Source organism: Paenibacillus senegalensis JC66, from assembly GCF_000285515.1.
In the GTDB taxonomy this organism is placed as follows: Bacteria; Bacillota; Bacilli; order Paenibacillales; family NBRC-103111; genus Paenibacillus_L; species Paenibacillus_L senegalensis.
The window spans coordinates 1,042,660-1,060,717 of the sequence record NZ_HE610957.1 but is presented as its reverse complement, the minus strand read 5'-3'; the positions used below and the strand labels follow the sequence as shown (position 1 = coordinate 1,060,717).

17 protein-coding genes and 1 pseudogene are annotated in these 18,058 nt (G+C 48.2%); 17 read left to right on the top strand and 1 reads right to left on the bottom strand.

Going from position 1 to position 18,058, the window contains the following annotated elements; all coding sequences use genetic code 11:
- Positions 1 to 95: 95 nt before the first annotated feature.
- From PSHG_RS05095 to PSHG_RS05085, 3 genes are all read left to right on the top strand, one after another.
- Complete coding sequence (locus tag PSHG_RS05095) at positions 96 to 1,454, top strand: NfeD family protein (RefSeq protein ID WP_010270285.1); 1,359 nt, start codon at positions 96 to 98, stop codon at positions 1,452 to 1,454.
- Positions 1,455 to 1,525: 71 nt separating this feature from the next.
- Entirely contained in the window at positions 1,526 to 2,515 is a 990-nt protein-coding gene (gene floA, locus PSHG_RS05090) for a flotillin-like protein FloA (protein ID WP_010270283.1), read from the top strand.
- 43 nt (positions 2,516 to 2,558) lie between these two features.
- The gene (locus PSHG_RS05085; RefSeq protein WP_010270282.1) at positions 2,559 to 3,098 is read left to right on the top strand and encodes a hypothetical protein; all 540 of its coding nucleotides are present in this window, start codon (positions 2,559 to 2,561) and stop codon (positions 3,096 to 3,098) included.
- Positions 3,099 to 3,172: 74 nt separating this feature from the next.
- Here PSHG_RS05085 and PSHG_RS05080 read toward each other — a convergent pair whose 3' ends face one another.
- Entirely contained in the window at positions 3,173 to 4,330 is a 1,158-nt protein-coding gene (locus PSHG_RS05080; protein ID WP_010270280.1) for a PQQ-dependent sugar dehydrogenase, read from the bottom strand.
- A gap of 290 nt (positions 4,331 to 4,620) precedes the next feature.
- Here PSHG_RS05080 and yqfC point away from each other — a divergent pair, with 290 nt between their 5' ends.
- From yqfC to rpoD, 14 genes and pseudogenes are all read left to right on the top strand, one after another.
- Positions 4,621 to 4,911, top strand: coding sequence for a sporulation protein YqfC (gene yqfC, locus PSHG_RS05075; protein WP_010270276.1), 291 nt, complete (start codon positions 4,621 to 4,623; stop codon positions 4,909 to 4,911).
- Positions 4,912 to 6,104, top strand: a pseudogene (gene yqfD / locus PSHG_RS26620) (sporulation protein YqfD).
- A gap of 213 nt (positions 6,105 to 6,317) precedes the next feature.
- Positions 6,318 to 7,295, top strand: a complete 978-nt coding sequence (locus tag PSHG_RS05065; RefSeq protein WP_010270273.1) for a PhoH family protein — start codon at positions 6,318 to 6,320, stop codon at positions 7,293 to 7,295.
- A 14-nt stretch (positions 7,296 to 7,309) separates the two neighbouring features.
- A complete protein-coding gene (locus PSHG_RS05060) occupies positions 7,310 to 9,547 on the top strand; it encodes an HD family phosphohydrolase (protein WP_010270270.1) in 2,238 nt (745 codons plus the stop codon).
- A 3-nt stretch (positions 9,548 to 9,550) separates the two neighbouring features.
- Positions 9,551 to 10,072, top strand: coding sequence for an rRNA maturation RNase YbeY (ybeY, locus tag PSHG_RS05055; protein WP_010270267.1), 522 nt, complete (start codon positions 9,551 to 9,553; stop codon positions 10,070 to 10,072).
- 2 nt (positions 10,073 to 10,074) lie between these two features.
- Positions 10,075 to 10,767 carry a diacylglycerol kinase family protein gene (locus tag PSHG_RS05050; RefSeq protein WP_010270265.1) on the top strand — a complete coding sequence of 231 codons (693 nt, stop codon included), beginning with the start codon at positions 10,075 to 10,077 and terminating at the stop codon, positions 10,765 to 10,767.
- Between the two features lie 193 nt (positions 10,768 to 10,960).
- On the top strand, positions 10,961 to 11,377 hold the full coding sequence (gene cdd / locus PSHG_RS05045; protein WP_010270262.1) for a cytidine deaminase: 417 nt from the start codon (positions 10,961 to 10,963) through the stop codon (positions 11,375 to 11,377).
- Between the two features lie 46 nt (positions 11,378 to 11,423).
- The gene (era, locus tag PSHG_RS05040) at positions 11,424 to 12,323 is read left to right on the top strand and encodes a GTPase Era (protein ID WP_010270260.1); all 900 of its coding nucleotides are present in this window, start codon (positions 11,424 to 11,426) and stop codon (positions 12,321 to 12,323) included.
- A gap of 97 nt (positions 12,324 to 12,420) precedes the next feature.
- Entirely contained in the window at positions 12,421 to 12,564 is a 144-nt protein-coding gene (locus tag PSHG_RS29835; protein WP_010270256.1) for a YqzL family protein, read from the top strand.
- A gap of 46 nt (positions 12,565 to 12,610) precedes the next feature.
- On the top strand, positions 12,611 to 13,357 hold the full coding sequence (recO, locus tag PSHG_RS05030; protein ID WP_010270252.1) for a DNA repair protein RecO: 747 nt from the start codon (positions 12,611 to 12,613) through the stop codon (positions 13,355 to 13,357).
- Between the two features lie 229 nt (positions 13,358 to 13,586).
- On the top strand, positions 13,587 to 14,408 hold the full coding sequence (locus tag PSHG_RS05025; protein ID WP_010270250.1) for a pyruvate, water dikinase regulatory protein: 822 nt from the start codon (positions 13,587 to 13,589) through the stop codon (positions 14,406 to 14,408).
- Complete coding sequence (locus PSHG_RS05020; protein ID WP_010270248.1) at positions 14,408 to 14,890, top strand: YaiI/YqxD family protein; 483 nt, start codon at positions 14,408 to 14,410, stop codon at positions 14,888 to 14,890. Before PSHG_RS05025 ends, PSHG_RS05020 begins: the two co-directional genes overlap by 1 nt.
- A 46-nt stretch (positions 14,891 to 14,936) precedes the next feature.
- The gene (gene dnaG, locus PSHG_RS05015; protein ID WP_010270247.1) at positions 14,937 to 16,775 is read left to right on the top strand and encodes a DNA primase; all 1,839 of its coding nucleotides are present in this window, start codon (positions 14,937 to 14,939) and stop codon (positions 16,773 to 16,775) included.
- A 42-nt stretch (positions 16,776 to 16,817) separates the two neighbouring features.
- Positions 16,818 to 17,936, top strand: coding sequence for an RNA polymerase sigma factor RpoD (gene rpoD / locus PSHG_RS05010; RefSeq protein WP_010270245.1), 1,119 nt, complete (start codon positions 16,818 to 16,820; stop codon positions 17,934 to 17,936).
- The last annotated feature ends 122 nt before the right edge of the window (positions 17,937 to 18,058 follow it).

Here is an 18,058-nt window from a genome sequence, read left to right as displayed (position 1 = left end):
AACATCTCCACTAACCTGCCGTAATACCTTGTAAAAACAAGGGAAAGTCATAGTCTGCTTTGCCCAGTGACTTGTTCCTAGAGAGGAGGGAATGGATGGTTATTCGCAACAAATTTAAGACAATAGCTGCATCAGCCCTGCTGCTGTGCTGTTTAACGGTGCTGGCACCGATCGTATCAGCAGTCCAGGCGCAAGAGCAGACTAATGAAGAGCAGCCTGTTTTTGTGATTCCGGTTAGTGAGATGGTAGATGAAGGCATGCTAAGCTTCCTGAAAAGAGCTTTTGCTCAAGCGCATGAAGCCAATGCCCAATATATCATATTGGACATTAATACGTTAGGCGGGCTTCTCACTGTTGCGCTCGATATTGGCACTCTGATTCAGCAGAGCCAGATTCTGACTATTGCCTTTATTAATGGCCAGGCTGCATCTGCAGGTGCGTACATAGCTTTGAGCGCCGATCAAATCGTCATGATTCCAGGCAGTTCCTTTGGAGCGGCGGCCATAGTCGATCAGTCTGGTGCTGAAGTGGAAAGCGCCAAGGATGTTTCGTACTGGGTCAGTCAGTTACAATCTGCAGCCGAAGCTAACGGAAGGGACCCGATTATAGCTGCCGGGATGGCTGACAAAAATATAATTGTCGAGCTGCCGGAAATCAATCATACGTTTGGTGAAGGGACGATCGTCTCCTTGACCGCTGAGCAAGCGCTTCGGGTTGGCTATTCTGAGCAAACTGTCCGCAACTTGAACGATGTTCTGCAGTTTATCGGTGCTGAGAATGCGCCTATTGAGGAAGCGGATTTAACGTTTGCGGAAAACTTATCCCGTTTTGTAACCAACCCTATCGTGAAAACGATTTTGCTGCTGGTCGGTATTGCCGGAGTTGCGATTGAAATTTTCGTGCCTGGCTTCGGGGTTCCCGGCATTATTGGCTTGCTTGGCTTCGGGTTGTATTTCTTCGGACACTACATAGCCGGCTTTGCCGGTTTGGAATCGATAGGATTGTTCGTTGCCGGTATCATTTTACTTCTTCTAGAGGTCATACTCCCAGGCGTTGGATTTTTTGCTATAGCGGGTTCGCTGGCATTGTTCAGCGGCATAGTACTCGCCTCTTATGATACGGGATCGGGCTTAAGGTCCCTGGCTATTGCCTTGCTGATCGCCATTGTCGTTGTCGCTATAGTAATCCGTATCTTCAAGCATCGCGGAATATGGAACAAATTTGTGCTTAAAGAAGAATTAAAAACCGAGCTCGGCTATTCCTCTTCGAAGTCCAAGACTCACCTTCTAGGTCTGACGGGAGAAGCGTTAACAACATTGCGGCCTTCAGGAACTGCACAAATTGGCGAAGAGAAGGTTGATGTCGTTACAGATGGGGGCTATATCGATAGGGGCAGGCCGGTCAAGGTCGTGAAGATTGAAGGAACCCGTGTTGTAGTGACAGAAATTAAGTAGGCCTCAGGTACAGCTGGTGCAGGTTCTGTGCTGCAAGCAAGCAAATTTATATCTAACTAGGAGGAAACTATATGCCGGAATTTGATTTGTCACTTCTTATCATTGTCGCTCTGGTCATTATCGGTTTGGCTATTTTCTTCAGCTTCTTCCCCTTCATGCTGTGGATTTCCGCACAAGCTTCGGGGGTTAGAGTAGGGATTTTCACACTGGTTGCCATGAGACTGCGCCGTGTTATCCCGAGCCGGATCGTTAACCCGCAAATCAAAGCGAGCAAAGCAGGTCTTGGTCTGAATATCAACCAGCTCGAGAGCCATTTCCTCGCGGGCGGGAATGTGGACCGTGTCGTTAATGCATTGATTGCTGCAGAGCGTGCCAACATCGAGCTTGGCTTCGAACGGGCGGCAGCTATTGACCTCGCGGGCCGTGATGTTTTGCAGGCTGTGCAAATGAGCGTTAACCCTCGCGTTATCGAGACTCCGATGGTTTCCGCTGTCGCCCGCGATGGAATTGAGGTTAAGGTTAAAGCCCGGGTAACGGTGCGCGCGAATATTGACCGTCTCGTAGGGGGCGCCGGTGAAGATACGATCATCGCGAGAATCGGGGAAGGAATAGTCACCACGGTTGGTTCCTCGGACACTCACAAAGATGTCCTGGAAAACCCGGATATGATCTCGAGAACCGTCCTCAGTAAAGGCCTGGATTCCGGAACAGCATTTGAAATCCTGTCTATCGATATCGCCGATGTGGATGTAGGCAAGAACATTGGGGCTAACCTGCAGACTGAACAAGCAGAGGCCGACAAGCGGATCGCACAAGCAAAAGCGGAAGAGCGCCGCGCCATGGCTGTAGCTCAAGAGCAGGAGATGAAGGCTCGGGTTGTAGAAATGAAAGCAAAGGTTGTCGAGGCAGAGTCTCAGGTTCCCCTGGCCATGTCCGATGCCTTGCGTCAAGGAAAGCTTGGCGTTATGGATTACATGAATTTGAAGAATATCGAGTCGGACACTCAAATGCGTTCTAGCTTTGGTAAAATTCAAGATGATAACACCAATGATCAAGAGTAACCCCGACGTGTTTGACGATCCCATACTAGAGGGGTGACTAATCATGGAGCTTATTGAGTTTCTAATGCGGAATTTCTGGCTTGTGTTTATTATTATTGCAATCTTGTCTGGCCTCTCCAGAGGCGCCAAAAGGCCGGACCAAAATCCTAACAAGTCGATGCCGCCGTTCGGAGGAGGAAACCCCGGGCAGCCGCAAAGAGAAAATCCGCAGCCATCCAGCGTGGATACTTATGAGGATAAGTATGATGAAGAACGCGGGCATGGCGGGACGTTTGAGCGTCCCGAAGAAGGACGACGCCAACCGGAAGTCGTATTGTCCGAACGGCGGCGCGAGCTGGAAACAAGAATGCGGGAAACGGCCGCACTGTCTGCTAACCGTCCGCGTCTGGCACAAGAGGAAATCGGTTCGGTGGATATGATTCAAGAGCAGCTTAAGGATAGTGATTCTCCTATCTTTAATCAGCAGAATAACTCGGCAGAACTAGCTCGAAAATCTAACAATCTTCGTCAGAAAGCTATAGAGGGCATCATTTGGGCGGAAATTCTCGGACCGCCACGGTCCAGAAGAATGCAGCGCAAATAACATGTAAAGGCCAGACCTGTAGTTTAAGGGCTGGCCTTTTTGGTGCTGATTTTTCATCAGCATCATAATCCTGCTCATTCCGGAATTAAGCGGATAATCCGGTCATCTCCTTCCCGCGGCTGGCCGCGTCCGTCCCGATTATTAGTCAGTATATACAAAGACCCGTCAGGCCCTTCTGTCACATTGCGAATTCTCCCCCATTCGTCCTCCCATAATTTTTCGATGGACGCCACCTGAGCGGGATCGCCTTCCGTAAAGCTGACTAGGAGCACCTGAGTGCCGCGAAGATTGCCGATTAGCAGCTTTCCTTCCCAAGGCCCCTCGCTGACAAAGGTCATTCCCGATGGGGCCCAGGTTTCGCTGCCGCTGTGCGCAATCGGACTTTCTAATCCTTTCTTGGTCTCATAGCCTTCTATAAGCGGCCAGCCGTAATTGGCTCCAGGCTTTATAAGATTGATTTCATCCTTTGCAGATTGCCCGTGCTCAGAGCTGAACAATTGCCCGGTATGTGGGTGCCAGGCTAGCCCCTGGGCGTTGCGGTGTCCGAGACTATATACGAGAGAGCCTGCATACGGATTCGACTCCGGAATGCCTCCATCAGCTGTCATTCTTAAAATTTTTCCGCCCAGGCTCTCCATGTCTTGTGCCAGCTCAGGCTCATATCGATCTCCGGTAGTGACATACAAATAATGATCCGGGCCAAACCGCATTCTGCCCCCGTTATGGTTATTACTTCCAGGAATTCCCTCCAATAATACTTTATCCATAGTCAGCTCATCTCCATCAGCAAGCAAGCGGACGATGCGGTTAGCGATCTCGCCATTCTCTTCGTAAGTATGGTAGGCATATACATAAGCGTTCGATGAAAAATCGGGGTCGATAGCCAAGCCGAGCAAGCCTCCTTCACTGCGGGTGATGAAAGGCTCTTCAAACGTATATGCCGGTGCTTCCAGCAGTTGGTCATCTTTAATGATCCGGATTTGCCCGGAACGCTCCGTGAGAAAAATCCGGCCGTCCGGGGCAAAGGCCATCTCCCAAGGTACATCCAAGTTCTCCGCTAGTGTTTCAATAGTATAGGGAATGCCGTTAGCCAAAGCAGGCTCCAACTCGCTCGAGGGTGTCCCCATACCTTCTCCGCTTTCATCGGGAGCGGAAAAGGAACACCCTGCGCATAAAATGGCTAGAGCGGCCAGCCAAATCGTCCACGGAAAAGCTTTCATTTTTACTTTCACTTCTAAAAAACTCCCCTTTCTTTTTCCATTCATAAAATGCTGCTGCAAAAGGTTCTGTCCGGCTTTTTTTACAATATTATCTGTATTACCCTAAGCTCAATCCGGCAAACAAGCGAAGGTAAAGATTTACAGCGGGAAGGGCTGCACGATCGGAACTTGCCTAGCCTAACCTTAACGGATTGACTAAAGGTTGGCCGAATAGCTTCCTTTTCTGGCCGGCAGCCTCATAATTACATAACACGGCGCATAGGTTGTATAAAGCAAAAGAGGTATGGGGTGATGTGAGGGGCATGGGATCCATCAAAAGAAAACTCAACCTAATGACCGCTAAATTTTTGGAAGTGCCTCAGGATGTCATCCTCGATCTCCCGAGACTTACGCTGATTGGCAATCGACAGCTGTATATCGAGAATCATCGCGGCGTTCTGCACTTCTCCAGCGACTTGTTAAGGCTTGCTGTTGGCCAGGGAGAGCTCCAAGTGGCGGGGAAAGAACTGATCATGAGAACTATTTTAACAGAAGAAGTGTTTATTGAGGGAATCATCGATGATATCAAATTTATTAACAATGATAAAGGGTGAATGCTCGTGAGATCGAACCTGGTCACAAAGCTGAGAGGGTATGTGACAATTGAGCTTAAAGGAGAGCGGTTAGAGCAATTCATCAATCTGGCGGCATCCAACGGCCTCGCCTTGTGGGATATGCGTATCAAAGAGTCCCAGGTGGCGGAAGTTAAGCTTCATGTGTCGGATGTATTCCGGCTTCGTCCGCTTTTAAAAAAAACAGGCTGCCGGTTCCATATTGTGCAGCGTTTTGGCTTTCCCTTTTTTTGGACAAACTGGGCAAACGCAAATTTTTTATGGCCGGCTCCTTGTTATTTCTGATCGGTTTATTTCTTTTAAGCTCACTTATATGGAAGGTTGAAATAGAAGGCAATGAGAAGCTGATGACGGATTTGATCAGAAATGAAGCTAGAGAGATGGGCATTTATGAGCTGCAGTGGAAGTTCCGGCTTGCCGATGCAGACCGTTTGGCTGATCAGCTGCAAAGCCGGCTGCCGGGGACGGCATGGGTCGGAATTGAGGTGCAGGGTACGCATGTGCGTATCAAAGTCGTCGAGTCTACCTCACCTGATGAGCGAGATCTGGTCAGCCCGAGGCATCTTGTAGCTGACAAGCATGCGGTCGTTACGAAGGTGCTGGCGGAAAAGGGGAAGCCCGTCGTTCAACCCGATCAATATGTCCGCAAAGGAGACGTCCTCATTTCCGGCTGGATTGGCAGCAAGGAGAACAGTCAGCTGGTCGTTTCCTCAGGCAAAGTAATGGGGCTGGTCTGGTACACTAGTCACATAGATATCCCGCTGACACAGCAGTACAAAACATATACCGGCGAAGCCTATAACCGCTTTTCCTTAATGTTTGGAAGTCGGGCGCTTCCGCTTAATCACTGGGGGGAGGATGGCTTTGAACAAAAAGAATCGCTTGCCAGTCAAAAAATAATTAAATGGAGGGACTATCACCTGCCCCTCGGATGGATCTCGGAAAAGGTGATGGAGGTGCGGATCACAGAGCATTCCCTGACCGTTGAGGAAGCCCAGCAGATTGCTATGGAAAGAGCACGCAGCGAGCTGCTGCTGGAAGCCGGAGAGGATGCGCGGATCGTTTCTGAAAAGCTGCTGAACAGCAAAGAGGAAAACGGCAAGCTGTACCTGGAGGTGCATTTTGAAGTGGAAGAGGAAATAACGGAAGAGCTGATTATTGTTCCTGGTGAATAAGGCTGCCTGTTTTGGAGCACGCTTATGATACATTGACTTTTGGGTAAGGCATCGGGTCCGGCAAACGCCGGACCTTTTTCACCTGTCAAGTCATGATTCGCGGATATTTTGCGGCTATTTCTATTCGCTTTGGATAAACATTTGCTTCTTTCTGCTATTATACGATAATATTCTACGTATACAGTTACTGAACAATAAGGAGATTGAGGCCTTTTGACCGATCGTAATCAGCAAGATGTAATAAAAATTCCACTTGCCAATATAGCTGAGGGACTTTCCCTGTTTGGAGCGCAAGATAAATTTTTGAATTTAATTGTACAGCAAACCGATGCCCGGATTATGACCCGCGAGGAAGAGATCGTCATTCAAGGAGATCCCGAGGAGACGGCTCAGCTAAAGCAATTGTTCGAAGTGCTCTTGCAGCTTGTTCGCAAGCAGTATCCCCTTTCCGAGAGAGATGTCGCCTACGCTATCGAGCTTTCCAAACAAATGATGGCAGATCAATTGCTAGATCTGTTCAGTGAGGAAGTCGCCCATACCTTCCGCGGCAAACCCATCCGCATCAAGACGATTGGGCAGAAGCAGTATCTGGGCAAAATCCGCAAGCAGGACATTGTGTTCGGCATTGGACCTGCGGGAACAGGGAAAACTTATTTGGCCGTAGTTCTGGCCGTCAGCGCATTAAAGGAAGGCAAGGTAAAAAGAATTATACTGACCCGTCCTGCCGTTGAGGCGGGCGAGAGTCTTGGCTTCTTGCCGGGAGACCTGCAGGAAAAGGTTGACCCTTATTTAAGACCATTGTATGATGCACTTAACGATGTGCTCGGTCCGGAACAAGTAGTCAAATCGATGGAGAGAGGATTAATCGAGATTGCTCCCCTTGCTTATATGAGGGGACGTACGCTGGAGGATTCCTTTATCATATTGGATGAAGCACAAAATACGACACCGGAACAGATGAAGATGTTTTTGACAAGGCTTGGTTTTGGTTCCAAGATGGTCATTACAGGGGATATTACCCAAATCGATCTGCCGCGCGGGAAGCATTCCGGTCTCGTTGCAGCAGAACGGATATTAAGCGGGATAGAAGAGATTGCCTTTGTTTATTTTTCTGAACAGGATGTGGTGCGCCATTCCTTGGTTCAGAAGATCATTACAGCTTACAATCTGGATCAAGAAAAGCAAGCATAGGAAGGACTGAGTTCATGTCTGGAAACGAAGCATCCGCCAAAGGTAATGCCGGTTCCCGGCTGAATCGTTGGAAAAGCAGCCCTGTTGTCCGTCTGTTGCTTTTACTGGGATTGGGCTTAATGATTTATTTGTTCCTATATTCTAAGGTCGTTCCACAAACGTTCAGCATTCAGCCCAACACGCCTAGCGAAAAGACGATAATGGCCCCATACCAGGAAGAAGATTTGCTGGCCACGGAAAAGGCAAGAGGAGAGGCAGCGGCCAAAGTTCAACCGGTATATAAGATTGTTCCAATTAGAAATGACCAGATTATTGAGTCCATCTTCAGCAAGCTTGAGCAAAATAACGCGGACCCGGAAATGTCCATCGATGTGAAGGCGAGCCTTTACCGCAATCTGCTTCCTTCCATATATACAGACTATGTAGAGAGGTTCATGAAGACTCTCCGTGCCGCTGGCACTTACAATGAAGAATTGAATAAGGAAATTGAAAAACAGCTGCTCGAGCAGCAGTACCGGATGGCGGAGGAGAGCTTCTACAAATTTCCGAGACTGACTTCTGAAGATTTGGCGGAGATGGAAGATGTGACCAAAGATATTGTCGGCAGGCTGATGAATGAACAGGTAACGGATGCGCAATCAGCCAGAGCGAAAGTAACCGAGATGGTCAATCTGTCCGACCTGTCCAAAAATACATCCAGGGAACTGGCTGCCGAAATTGCCCGCTTTGCTATAAGCCCGAACCGGTTCTATGATGCCATGGAAACAGACCAGGCCCGCGTACAAGCGCGGGAGAACACTCCTCCCGTGCTGTTTGGCAGGAATGACGTTTTAGTCTATGAAGGAGAAATGATAACGGAGGAAACCTACGAGCGGCTTAAGAATTTACGCCTGCTTAAAGACGATGCCGACTTTCGTCCACCCTTCGGCCTTGCTCTCCTGGTTTTGCTGTTCATCGGAGTGATTTACATGTTTATCCGGCAGAGCGGCACCCAAATAAAAGCTAACAACATGCAGCTGGTCATGCTGCTGCTAATCTTCTTATTGAATATGGTCGGGATGAGAATTGTTGCTCTTGGGCAAAATCTGGAATATCCGTTCATCGGTTTTCTGGCTCCCGTGACGATGGGGATTATGCTGATCGTCATTTTGCTGGAAGCGCCGCTGGCTTACATATCGGCTGTTCTGTTCAGCTTGATGGCAGGCATCATTCTTAACCTGGATCAGGGTCAGCTGCTGGATTACCGGTATTTGTTTGTTTCGCTAGTAGTCAGCTTTGCGGCTGTGTTCTCCCTGCATAAAGCAAGCCAAAGAATCACGATTCTTAAGGCCGGTATTATCGTCACGATAATGGGATGTGTCAGTGTCGTCGCCTTAGTATTGCTCGATACCGGCATTTCCATGACAGAGATGACTTTTGCACTGATGTTTGCTGCGGCAGGCGGTATCTTGAGCGCAGTTCTTGTCATCGGCTTGATGCCGTTTTTCGAAATGGCTTTCGGCATTTTATCGCCTTTAAAGCTCGTGGAATTATCCAATCCGAACCTGCCCTTGCTGCGCAAGCTTCTAACCGAAGCTCCGGGCACGTATCATCATAGTGTGATGGTTGGGAATTTGGCGGAGTCGGCTGCTGAGGCAATCGGGGCTAACGGCCTTCTCTGCCGCGTGGGCGCATATTACCATGACATGGGGAAAACAAAAAGGCCCAGCTATTTCATTGAAAATCAGATGAATATGGATAATCCGCATGATGCCATCGAGCCGAAGCTTAGTAAAGCGATCATTACGGCCCACCCGAGGGATGGCGTAGCGATGCTGAAGGAGTATAATATTCCTAAGCCGATTCTGGACATTGCCGAGCAGCATCATGGCAAGACTTTGCTTAAATACTTCTATTTCAAAGCGGTTAAGCAAGCAGAGGAAGCCGGAGAAGAGCCCCCAGAGGAGCAGGACTACCGCTACCCGGGGCCAAAAGCCCAGACAAAGGAAGCTGCTATTGTCGGTATTGCGGACTGTGTGGAAGCTGCCGTAAGATCCTTAAGGAAGCCGACAATTGAACAAATCGACTCCATGGTACGAAAAATCATTAAAGACCGCCTGGATGACGGCCAGTTCGATGAATGCGACCTCACGACCAAGGACTTGGAGACGATAGCCAAAGCTTTGAAGGAAACGTTGATGGGAATTTTCCATGCGCGTATTGAGTATCCAGAAGATCTGCCCAACAAATCCAAAAACAAAGGAGAGGCATAAGCAATGGCCCTAGTATTGGAATGGAGCAACGACCAGGAGGTATTTCCCATCTCGCCGGAATTAATCAGCATGCTGGAAAAGCTGCTGCAAATCGCGGGCAAGAAGGAAGATATCCCTCTGGGAGAAGTGGCGCTGAGCTTTGTCGATGATGAAGAAATTCGTCAGCTTAATAAAGAATATCGCGGTATTGACCGGCCCACGGATGTACTCTCCTTTCCGATGCTGGAATACGGAGCGGATGAGATGGTCATCGACTACAGTGAGCTGGAAGGAATTGCCGCAGATGAAGACACGCTGACTTCCGGTCTTTATTCCGGTGACCAGCTTGGCGATATTGTGATTTCTGTGCCCCGCGCTTTGGCTCAGGCAGAAGAATACGGGCATTCCATTGAACGGGAAATCGGATTTTTATTTGTCCACGGTTTTCTGCACCTGCTCGGCTTTGATCATCAGAATGAGGAAGAAGAACAGCTGATGATCCGCAAGCAGGAAGATATTTTGCGGGAGGCAGGAATAGTCAGGTGAGTATGTGGGGCAAATGGCGGAAAAGCTTTCGGTATGCTTACGAAGGAATTAAATACGCTTTAGTTACACAGCGGAATATGAAATTTCATTTTTCCGCTTCTTTTATAGCTTTATTTTCCGCCCTCTTCTTTAAGATCAGCAAGCTGGAAATTTTGTTTCTGCTGCTGGCGATCACGCTGGTCATCGTAACCGAGCTCATTAATACGGCTATAGAGAATGCAGTTAATCTGGCAATGCCGGAGCGGCATCCGCTGGCCAAAATAGCCAAAGATGTTGCAGCCGCTTCCGTCCTGGTAGCGGCTTGTTTTGCGGTTGCGGTAGGCTTGATTATATTCTTCGAGCCGATTGAGCAATGGATTTACGGCATTCGGGAACAGGCGGTAGAGGTTTCTGCTGCAGCGGTTTGGATCTACCTGGGCCTGGTCGCGCTTACTCTACTAGTGGTTGACACGAGATTTTCCAGCGGAAGACGTTTGCGGCCCAGCTTGTGGATGGCGGCGTCCTTCTCCATCTCCATGCTTATTTCTCTCATGACTCTTCAGCCGTTGGTTGTCGTGCTGTCGTTTACTCTGTCTTTGCTTTTTTTGATCATGCTGTATCAACGTAGGACGCGTACACTTCCTGCACTTTTGCTGGGAGCGGCGATCGGCAGTGTGGTTACAGTGCTCGCTTATTGGCTCCACACCTTGTTGTAAGCAGCGGGAATAATCTTTATACTTAAGGGCACTGGGATAATAGCCGGCGATACATAACAAACTTAAGATGAGTATATTTACAGATAAGGGCTTAACCTAAAAACGGGTGTAGGCCAGCGGAGGGCGGATATTATGCTAAACATCAGCTGTTCCGCCTATAAGCAGCAATATTCAGGGGAAGGGAAGGAATGCTGTGGGTTCAGCGATTTCAGGCGAAGCGTTGGTACAGCATGCGTTGGCAGCAAGAGCGCATGCCTATGCCCCTTATTCGCAATTTAAAGTCGGATGTGTATTGCTTGGCTGGGATGGAACCTTGTTTGCAGGCTGCAATGTGGAGAACGGAGCGTACGGCCCTACAAACTGTGCAGAACGCACCGCATTGTTCCGGGCGATAGCTGACGGTCATAAACCGCGTTCCTTCACTGCGCTGGCGGTTGTGGGGGATACCGAGCAGCCGATCACCCCATGTGGTGTATGCCGCCAGGTGATGGCTGAACTGTGCGCCCCGGATATGCCTGTTTATATGGCAAATTTGAAAGGCGATATGATGGAGACGACGGTCTCTGCTTTACTGCCCGGAGCGTTCCAGCTGCCGGAACAATCTACCTGATCTTCTGATAACAATCGTTGAAGACGGAGCGCTAGGAGGCTTTCTTATGCAAAAAACAGCTTATAGATCGGGCTTTGTGGCCATTATTGGACGGCCTAATGTGGGCAAATCGACTTTGCTTAACCAAGTAATCGGGCAAAAAATTGCCATAATGTCCAATAAACCGCAAACAACCCGTAATAAGATACATGGTGTCTATACAACAGAAAATTGTCAGATTGTATTCCTAGACACCCCAGGAATCCATAAACCCCAGTCGCGGCTGGGCGATTATATGATGAAAGTGGCGGAAGGTACCCTGCGGGAAGTGGATGCCATCTTATTTCTGGTAGATGCTGCTGAAGGAATTGGTGGCGGAGATCGATTTATCATTGAGCGCCTGAAGCAGGTAAAAACACCAGTCATTCTGGTGCTCAACAAAATCGATCAGGTACATCCGGAGGAACTGCTGCCGGTTATTGCTTCGTACAAGGATCTGTATCCATTCTCAGAAATTATTCCGATTTCGGCGCTGCTTGGCAATAACGTGAATTCCTTATTGGATACTTTAACCGGCTACTTGGAAGAGGGGCCTCAATATTATCCCGCCGATCAAATCACGGACCACCCCGAGCAATTTGTTTGTGCGGAATTGATCCGCGAGAAAATTCTTCATCTGACCCGCGAGGAAATTCCACATTCGATTGCGGTTACGATTGAGGACATGAAGCGGGAAGCTAATGATGTCGTGCATATCTCAGCGGTTATTTACGTGGAGAGGGACTCGCAAAAAGGCATTATTATCGGCAAGAGGGGGGCTCTGCTTAAGGAAGTCGGGCAGCAGGCGAGAGCTGACATTGAAGCACTGCTCGGATCGAAGGTATTCCTTGAGCTTTGGGTTAAGGTCAAGAAGGATTGGAGAAACCAGGAGCGAATCCTCAAGGATCTCGGATTCAGGGAAGATTGAACAGGGTAATAACCCATTAATTGCTTCGCATAAGCAACCGGAAATGAAACAACCTAGAAGAGAGCCATGAATTTATTTCGTTTGGGAGGTTCTGCTTATGAAAGAATTTTTTTGGGATTACTTTACTCGTACCGGTAATATAGACGCTTATATGCTGTATAAGGATAATGAACAATGGAAGCACGAAGGAGAACGGTCGCCAGACGAGCAATCAGAGCTGGACTGGGAACAGGAAGCTTAAATTCAGGTGACAGCCTTCTGCTGATGGGGAGATGAAGCTAAGTCCGATGCTTCTGCGAACGGAAGGCATAGTCATACGCGCTATTGACTACGGAGAAAGCAACAAAATCGTTTCGCTCTTTACCCGTACTAGCGGGAAAATCAGTCTGATGGTCAGAGGTGCAAAAAAGGTCAGAAGCCGCCATTCAGCCATCGTGCAGCTATTTACACATGGAGATTTCGTAATCTATAAAGGCGCCGGAATGGGAAACTTGAATCATGCGGAGATCATTCACTCCTATCGGGAAATCCGGGAGGACTTGCACAAGGCGGCCTACGCTGCATACCTCATGGAACTAATCGAACGTTTATCAACCGAAGGAGAGGCGAATGTTACGCTATTCGAACAGCTGCTTGCCGCTCTCGATGCCATAAAGGAAGGCAAGGATGCCGCGATTGTTACCCATATCATGGAGCTGAAGCTGCTGGCATTGGCCGGTTACTATCCTCAATTGCGAGCCTGTGTCCAATGCAGCCGGGAGTCATCACTGCAAGCTTTTAGTGCTGGCCAGGGAGGCGTTCTGTGCAGCTCTTGCCAATCTTCCGACCCTTATGCTCAGCCGCTGTCAGGCAGCTTGCTTAACATTCTGCAGCTGCTGCAAGGCACGGATTTAAGGAGATTGGGAAACACCAGCGTCAAGCCGCAAACAAAGCACCAGCTCAAAACGGTCCTGCGTGCCTTTTTGGATACACATCTTGATGCCCGGTGGAAGTCCAGAAATTTTTTAGATCAATTGGACAAGTATGAAATATAATTGCAAAATATTGACTTTTCAATGTAATTTCACTATAATGATAGATTATCAAATAGTGTGTAATCTTTTCACTCCCGCTGCAGGATCTAGACTACTTAGCTCTGCGGCGGGAGTGTTTTTGGCGGTTTTTGGGCATAGCTTTATAGTAGAAGATAGCGGGATTTCAGTCTCACTTTAAGAGATGAATAAGCTATACAGCGAGCATAACGTTTTTAAGGAGGGACTCGGAATGATCGCTAAACCAGCATCATCGCCAACGGTGTTTGTCGTTTCCGATTCCGCGGGGGAGACCGGGGAATCCGTAGTGAAGGCTGCCGCCGTGCAGTTTTCCCCAATCAAGATCAATATTAAGCGCATTACCTTCATACATGATAGAGAGGGCGTAGACTTAATCATTCAGGCTGCCAAAAAGGTTAACGGTGTCATTGTATTTACACTGGTTATTCCGGAACTGCGTGATTACCTGGTCGAGCAGGCGGTCATTCACCAGGTGATTACGATTGATTTGCTGGGGCCGATTATTGCGAGTCTGGAAAATGTGCTGCATTTGCCGGCAAGACATCAGCCGGGTATGATTCACCAGCTGGATGAAGATTATTTCCGCAAAGTAGAGGCTGTAGAATTTGCAGTAAAATATGATGACGGCCGAGATCCAAAGGGAGTGCTTCAGGCCGATATTGTGCTTGTCGGAGTATCGAGAACGTCGAAAACACCCCTATCTATGTTTCTTGCCCATAAGCGTTTTAAAGTGGCTAATGTCCCCTTGGTGCCGGAAATCAAGGTGCCCAATGAGCTGTTTACCGTACCGAAGAAAAAAATTATAGGCTTAACGATAAGTCCGGACAAACTTAACGTAATCCGCAAGGAACGCTTGCGCGCGCTTGGTCTGGCGGCTAATGCCAGCTATGCCAATGTCGAGAGAATCAACAAAGAGCTCGAATATTCGAATGAAATCATGAAGAAGCTTGGCTGCATCGTGATTGATGTATCCAATAAAGCGGTGGAAGAAACGGCCAGCCTGATTCAAGAGATTCTTCGCACCCGCCGGTAATGGAAAGAGATGGGGTGACTTCCGTAGTTAAAATAATAGTGGATGCGGATGCCTGTCCGGTCAAAAATGAAATTGAATACGCTGCCCGCCAATTTGAAATAGAGGCTTGGATGGTGGCATCCTATGATCACCGTCTAGTGCCACGTGAGGGAATAAAAACGATTCAGGTTGACCGATCGGATCAGTCCGCAGATTTATATATTGCGAACTGTATCCAGGCCTCCGATATTTTAATTACCCAGGATTACGGGCTGGCAACGATCGGATTAGCCAAACAAGCTTATGTGCTTTCTAACCGGGGGCATGCCTACTCGCCCGCAACCATTGATTTTATGCTGGAAACCCGGCATGATCTGGCCAAACAAAGAAGGGCCGGTAAGCATTCTAAAGGACCTAAAGCGTTCACACAGCAGGATCGTGATAGATTTCTACAATCTTTGACAAAACTTTTAGAGAATTTGCAGGAGAATGGGAGCAGGTAGCGAATTAATATTATCGGGTTAGAACGAAATGAAGGTGAACAACGGAATGGGTAGGGGTAGAATTCCTGAAGAGGTTATTGACGCTGTTTTAAAGCATCACGATATTGCGGATGTAGTTGGTCAATATGTCGCCTTAACTAAACAAGGGCAGTACTTGAAGGGCTTGTGTCCCTTTCATTCCGAGAAGACTCCTTCTTTTACGGTAACACCGGAGAGACAAACCTATTATTGCTTTGGCTGCCACGCTGGAGGCAATAGTATTCATTTTCTGATGGAAATTGAAGGGTTTTCGTTCGTTGAAGCCGTTCGTCACATGGCTGAACAAGCTCACATACCCATTACATGGGAAGCTGAACCTACGCCGGAGCAATCGCAAAGACAAACCGAGATTGCCCAGATGATAGAGGTTCATGAGCTCGCTGCCAAGTGGTATCATTATGTTCTGCTAAATACGGAACAAGGCAAGCCGGCTTTAGATTATTTAAGATCAAGGGGCTTGCAGGACAAATGGCTGGATACCTTTCAAATCGGCTATGCTCCACCTATGAGGGATAAGCTGACGCAATTTTTAATTAAGCGTCAGTGGAGTGTGCCGCTACTTGAGAAAGCCGGTTTGATCTCCCGTCATTCCGATCAAGAGCAGGGAGTCGATAAGTTTCGAGATCGGATATTGTTTCCGATTCATGATGCCAGGGGGAGGGTCATAGCTTTTGCGGGACGCGCTCTTGGAGACATTCAACCAAAATATTTAAATAGTCCCGAGACGCTGTTATTTAACAAGGGCCGTCAGCTGTTTAATTTACACCGAGCACGGCCAGCCATTCGGAAAACCAATCAAGCGGTTTTATTCGAGGGGTATATGGATGTCATCAAAGCTTGGGAAGCAGGCGTTCAGCATGGTGTGGCTGCTATGGGGACTTCCGTTACCGAAGAGCATGCCCAGCAGCTGAGGGGGATGGCGGAGGAGGTCATCATCTGCTATGATGGCGACTCTGCAGGCCAGGCAGCAGCTTATAAAAGCATTGGTCTGCTTGAGAAAGCAGGCTTGCGGGTGTTGGTTGCCAAGCTTCCGGATCGTTATGATCCGGATGAATTTATCACGGCGTACGGAGCCCGAAAGTTCGTTCAGGAAATAGTGGGCCAGCCTTTGCCGGCGGTTCGTTTCAGGCTGCTTTATATCCGCAGGAACTTCAATCTCCAAGCGGAGAGCGACAAACTTCGCTACGTGGAGACGGCAACACGGCTCATATCTGAATTGAACCAGCCTGTAGAACGAGAGCACTATATTAAGGAGCTATCTGACGAATTCGGCTACGATCTTGCCGCTATGCGGCAGCAGATGAATGGCTTCAGGCAGGAACACTTAAAAAAGCGGGATTCAAGGGATAATTCCAATTATTCGTGGAATAATGGAATAGATAATGGTAGACAAGAAACCGCATCATCATCCTCCCTAATGCCTGCTTACCAGATTGCAGAAACCAAGCTCCTTGCTGCGATGATTCTGAACCGGGACATTGCTGAACAAGTCAGCGTGAAACTTGGAGATCAGTTTAACATAGAGGCACATGCGGCTTTGGCCGCGTATCTGTATGCATATTACAGCCAGGGCAATCCATCCAACGTGAGTCGTTTTTTGGCTTCATTGGAGGACGAAAAGCTGGAAAGCCTGGCAAGTTCGATCACCATTGAGGAGACGTCAGAAGGGTTTAATCAGCAGGTCATTGATGACTACATCCGAGAAATAAAAAAAATCCCGCAGCTGCAATTGATCAGAAACAAAAAAGATGAAATGATGCGGGCGGAACGTTCGGGAGATATTGTTCACGCTGCACACATCGCAAGCGAAATCATCGCACTGGAAAAGCAATTGAAAAATTTGTAGGTTCTACCTTTTTTGATGATTCTAGGTAGGAGGGAGTACATTATGGCGAACGAACACCATACGGAGCTGGAAACGGAATTAACCTTAGAACAAGTAAAAGAGCAGTTACTGGAGCTAGGCAAAAAACGCTCATCGCTTACTTATAAAGAAATTATGGAGAAGCTTTCGCCATTTGACCAAGATCCGGAGCAAATCGATGAATTTTTCGAGCAGCTTTCGGAGCTTGGCATAGATGTAGGCAATGAGTCGGAGGACGATGAAGGTGGACCGATAGGGGAAGTAGAAGCCGACGAGTTCAACTTCGATGACGACCTCTCCTTGCCGCCCGGCATTAAAATCAACGATCCGGTACGGATGTATCTCAAAGAAATCGGACGCGTCCCGCTGTTGTCTGCTGAGGATGAGATTGATTTGGCCAAACGGATTGAAGAAGGGGACGAGGAGGCCAAACGCCGTCTGGCGGAAGCCAATCTTAGACTGGTTGTCAGCATTGCCAAGCGTTATGTTGGAAGAGGCATGCTGTTCTTGGACTTGATTCAAGAAGGAAACATGGGCTTGATCAAAGCCGTTGAAAAATTCGATCACATCAAAGGCTTTAAGTTCAGCACGTATGCAACCTGGTGGATCCGCCAGGCGATTACGAGAGCGATAGCTGATCAGGCGAGAACGATTCGGATTCCGGTGCATATGGTGGAAACCATTAATAAACTGATTCGCGTATCCCGCCAGCTGTTGCAGGAATTAGGGCGTGAACCAACGCCAGAAGAAATCGCTAAGGAAATGGATCTGAGTACCGATAAGGTCAGAGAAATTATGAAAATTGCCCAAGAGCCGGTTTCCTTGGAAACGCCGATTGGTGAAGAGGATGACTCCCATCTTGGCGACTTTATCGAAGATCAGGAAGCGTTGGCTCCCGCTGACGCAGCTGCTTATGAACTGCTCAAGGAGCAGCTGGAAGACGTTTTGGACACGTTGACCGAAAGGGAAGAGAATGTGCTTAGACTTCGTTTCGGTTTGGATGACGGACGCACGAGGACGTTGGAAGAAGTGGGCAAAGTGTTCGGCGTCACCCGTGAAAGAATTCGTCAGATTGAAGCCAAGGCTCTTCGGAAGCTTCGGCATCCGAGCCGTTCCAAAAGACTTAAAGATTTCCTCGAATAAGGCTTTTATGACCTTACTGCTTGCAGCAAGGTCATTTTTTCGGCTGTAAGGCGTAGAGGAATACGATTTATGTAATAAATGGGATTATTTGTTTTTACATTTTACCTTTTTTATCACACCAA

Coding starts and splice junctions, on each gene's coding strand:
- dnaG (WP_010270247.1), top strand. CDS start 14,937: ATGGGTAGGGGTAGAATTCCTGAAGAGGTTATTGACGCTGTTTTAAAG.
- PSHG_RS05025 (WP_010270250.1), top strand. CDS start 13,587: ATGATCGCTAAACCAGCATCATCGCCAACGGTGTTTGTCGTTTCCGAT.
- PSHG_RS29835 (WP_010270256.1), top strand. CDS start 12,421: ATGAAAGAATTTTTTTGGGATTACTTTACTCGTACCGGTAATATAGAC.
- PSHG_RS05095 (WP_010270285.1), top strand. CDS start 96: ATGGTTATTCGCAACAAATTTAAGACAATAGCTGCATCAGCCCTGCTG.
- PSHG_RS05085 (WP_010270282.1), top strand. CDS start 2,559: ATGGAGCTTATTGAGTTTCTAATGCGGAATTTCTGGCTTGTGTTTATT.
- era (WP_010270260.1), top strand. CDS start 11,424: ATGCAAAAAACAGCTTATAGATCGGGCTTTGTGGCCATTATTGGACGG.
- yqfC (WP_010270276.1), top strand. CDS start 4,621: ATGGGATCCATCAAAAGAAAACTCAACCTAATGACCGCTAAATTTTTG.
- PSHG_RS05020 (WP_010270248.1), top strand. CDS start 14,408: ATGGAAAGAGATGGGGTGACTTCCGTAGTTAAAATAATAGTGGATGCG.
- PSHG_RS05050 (WP_010270265.1), top strand. CDS start 10,075: ATGTGGGGCAAATGGCGGAAAAGCTTTCGGTATGCTTACGAAGGAATT.
- recO (WP_010270252.1), top strand. CDS start 12,611: ATGCTTCTGCGAACGGAAGGCATAGTCATACGCGCTATTGACTACGGA.
- rpoD (WP_010270245.1), top strand. CDS start 16,818: ATGGCGAACGAACACCATACGGAGCTGGAAACGGAATTAACCTTAGAA.
- PSHG_RS05060 (WP_010270270.1), top strand. CDS start 7,310: ATGTCTGGAAACGAAGCATCCGCCAAAGGTAATGCCGGTTCCCGGCTG.
- ybeY (WP_010270267.1), top strand. CDS start 9,551: ATGGCCCTAGTATTGGAATGGAGCAACGACCAGGAGGTATTTCCCATC.
- floA (WP_010270283.1), top strand. CDS start 1,526: ATGCCGGAATTTGATTTGTCACTTCTTATCATTGTCGCTCTGGTCATT.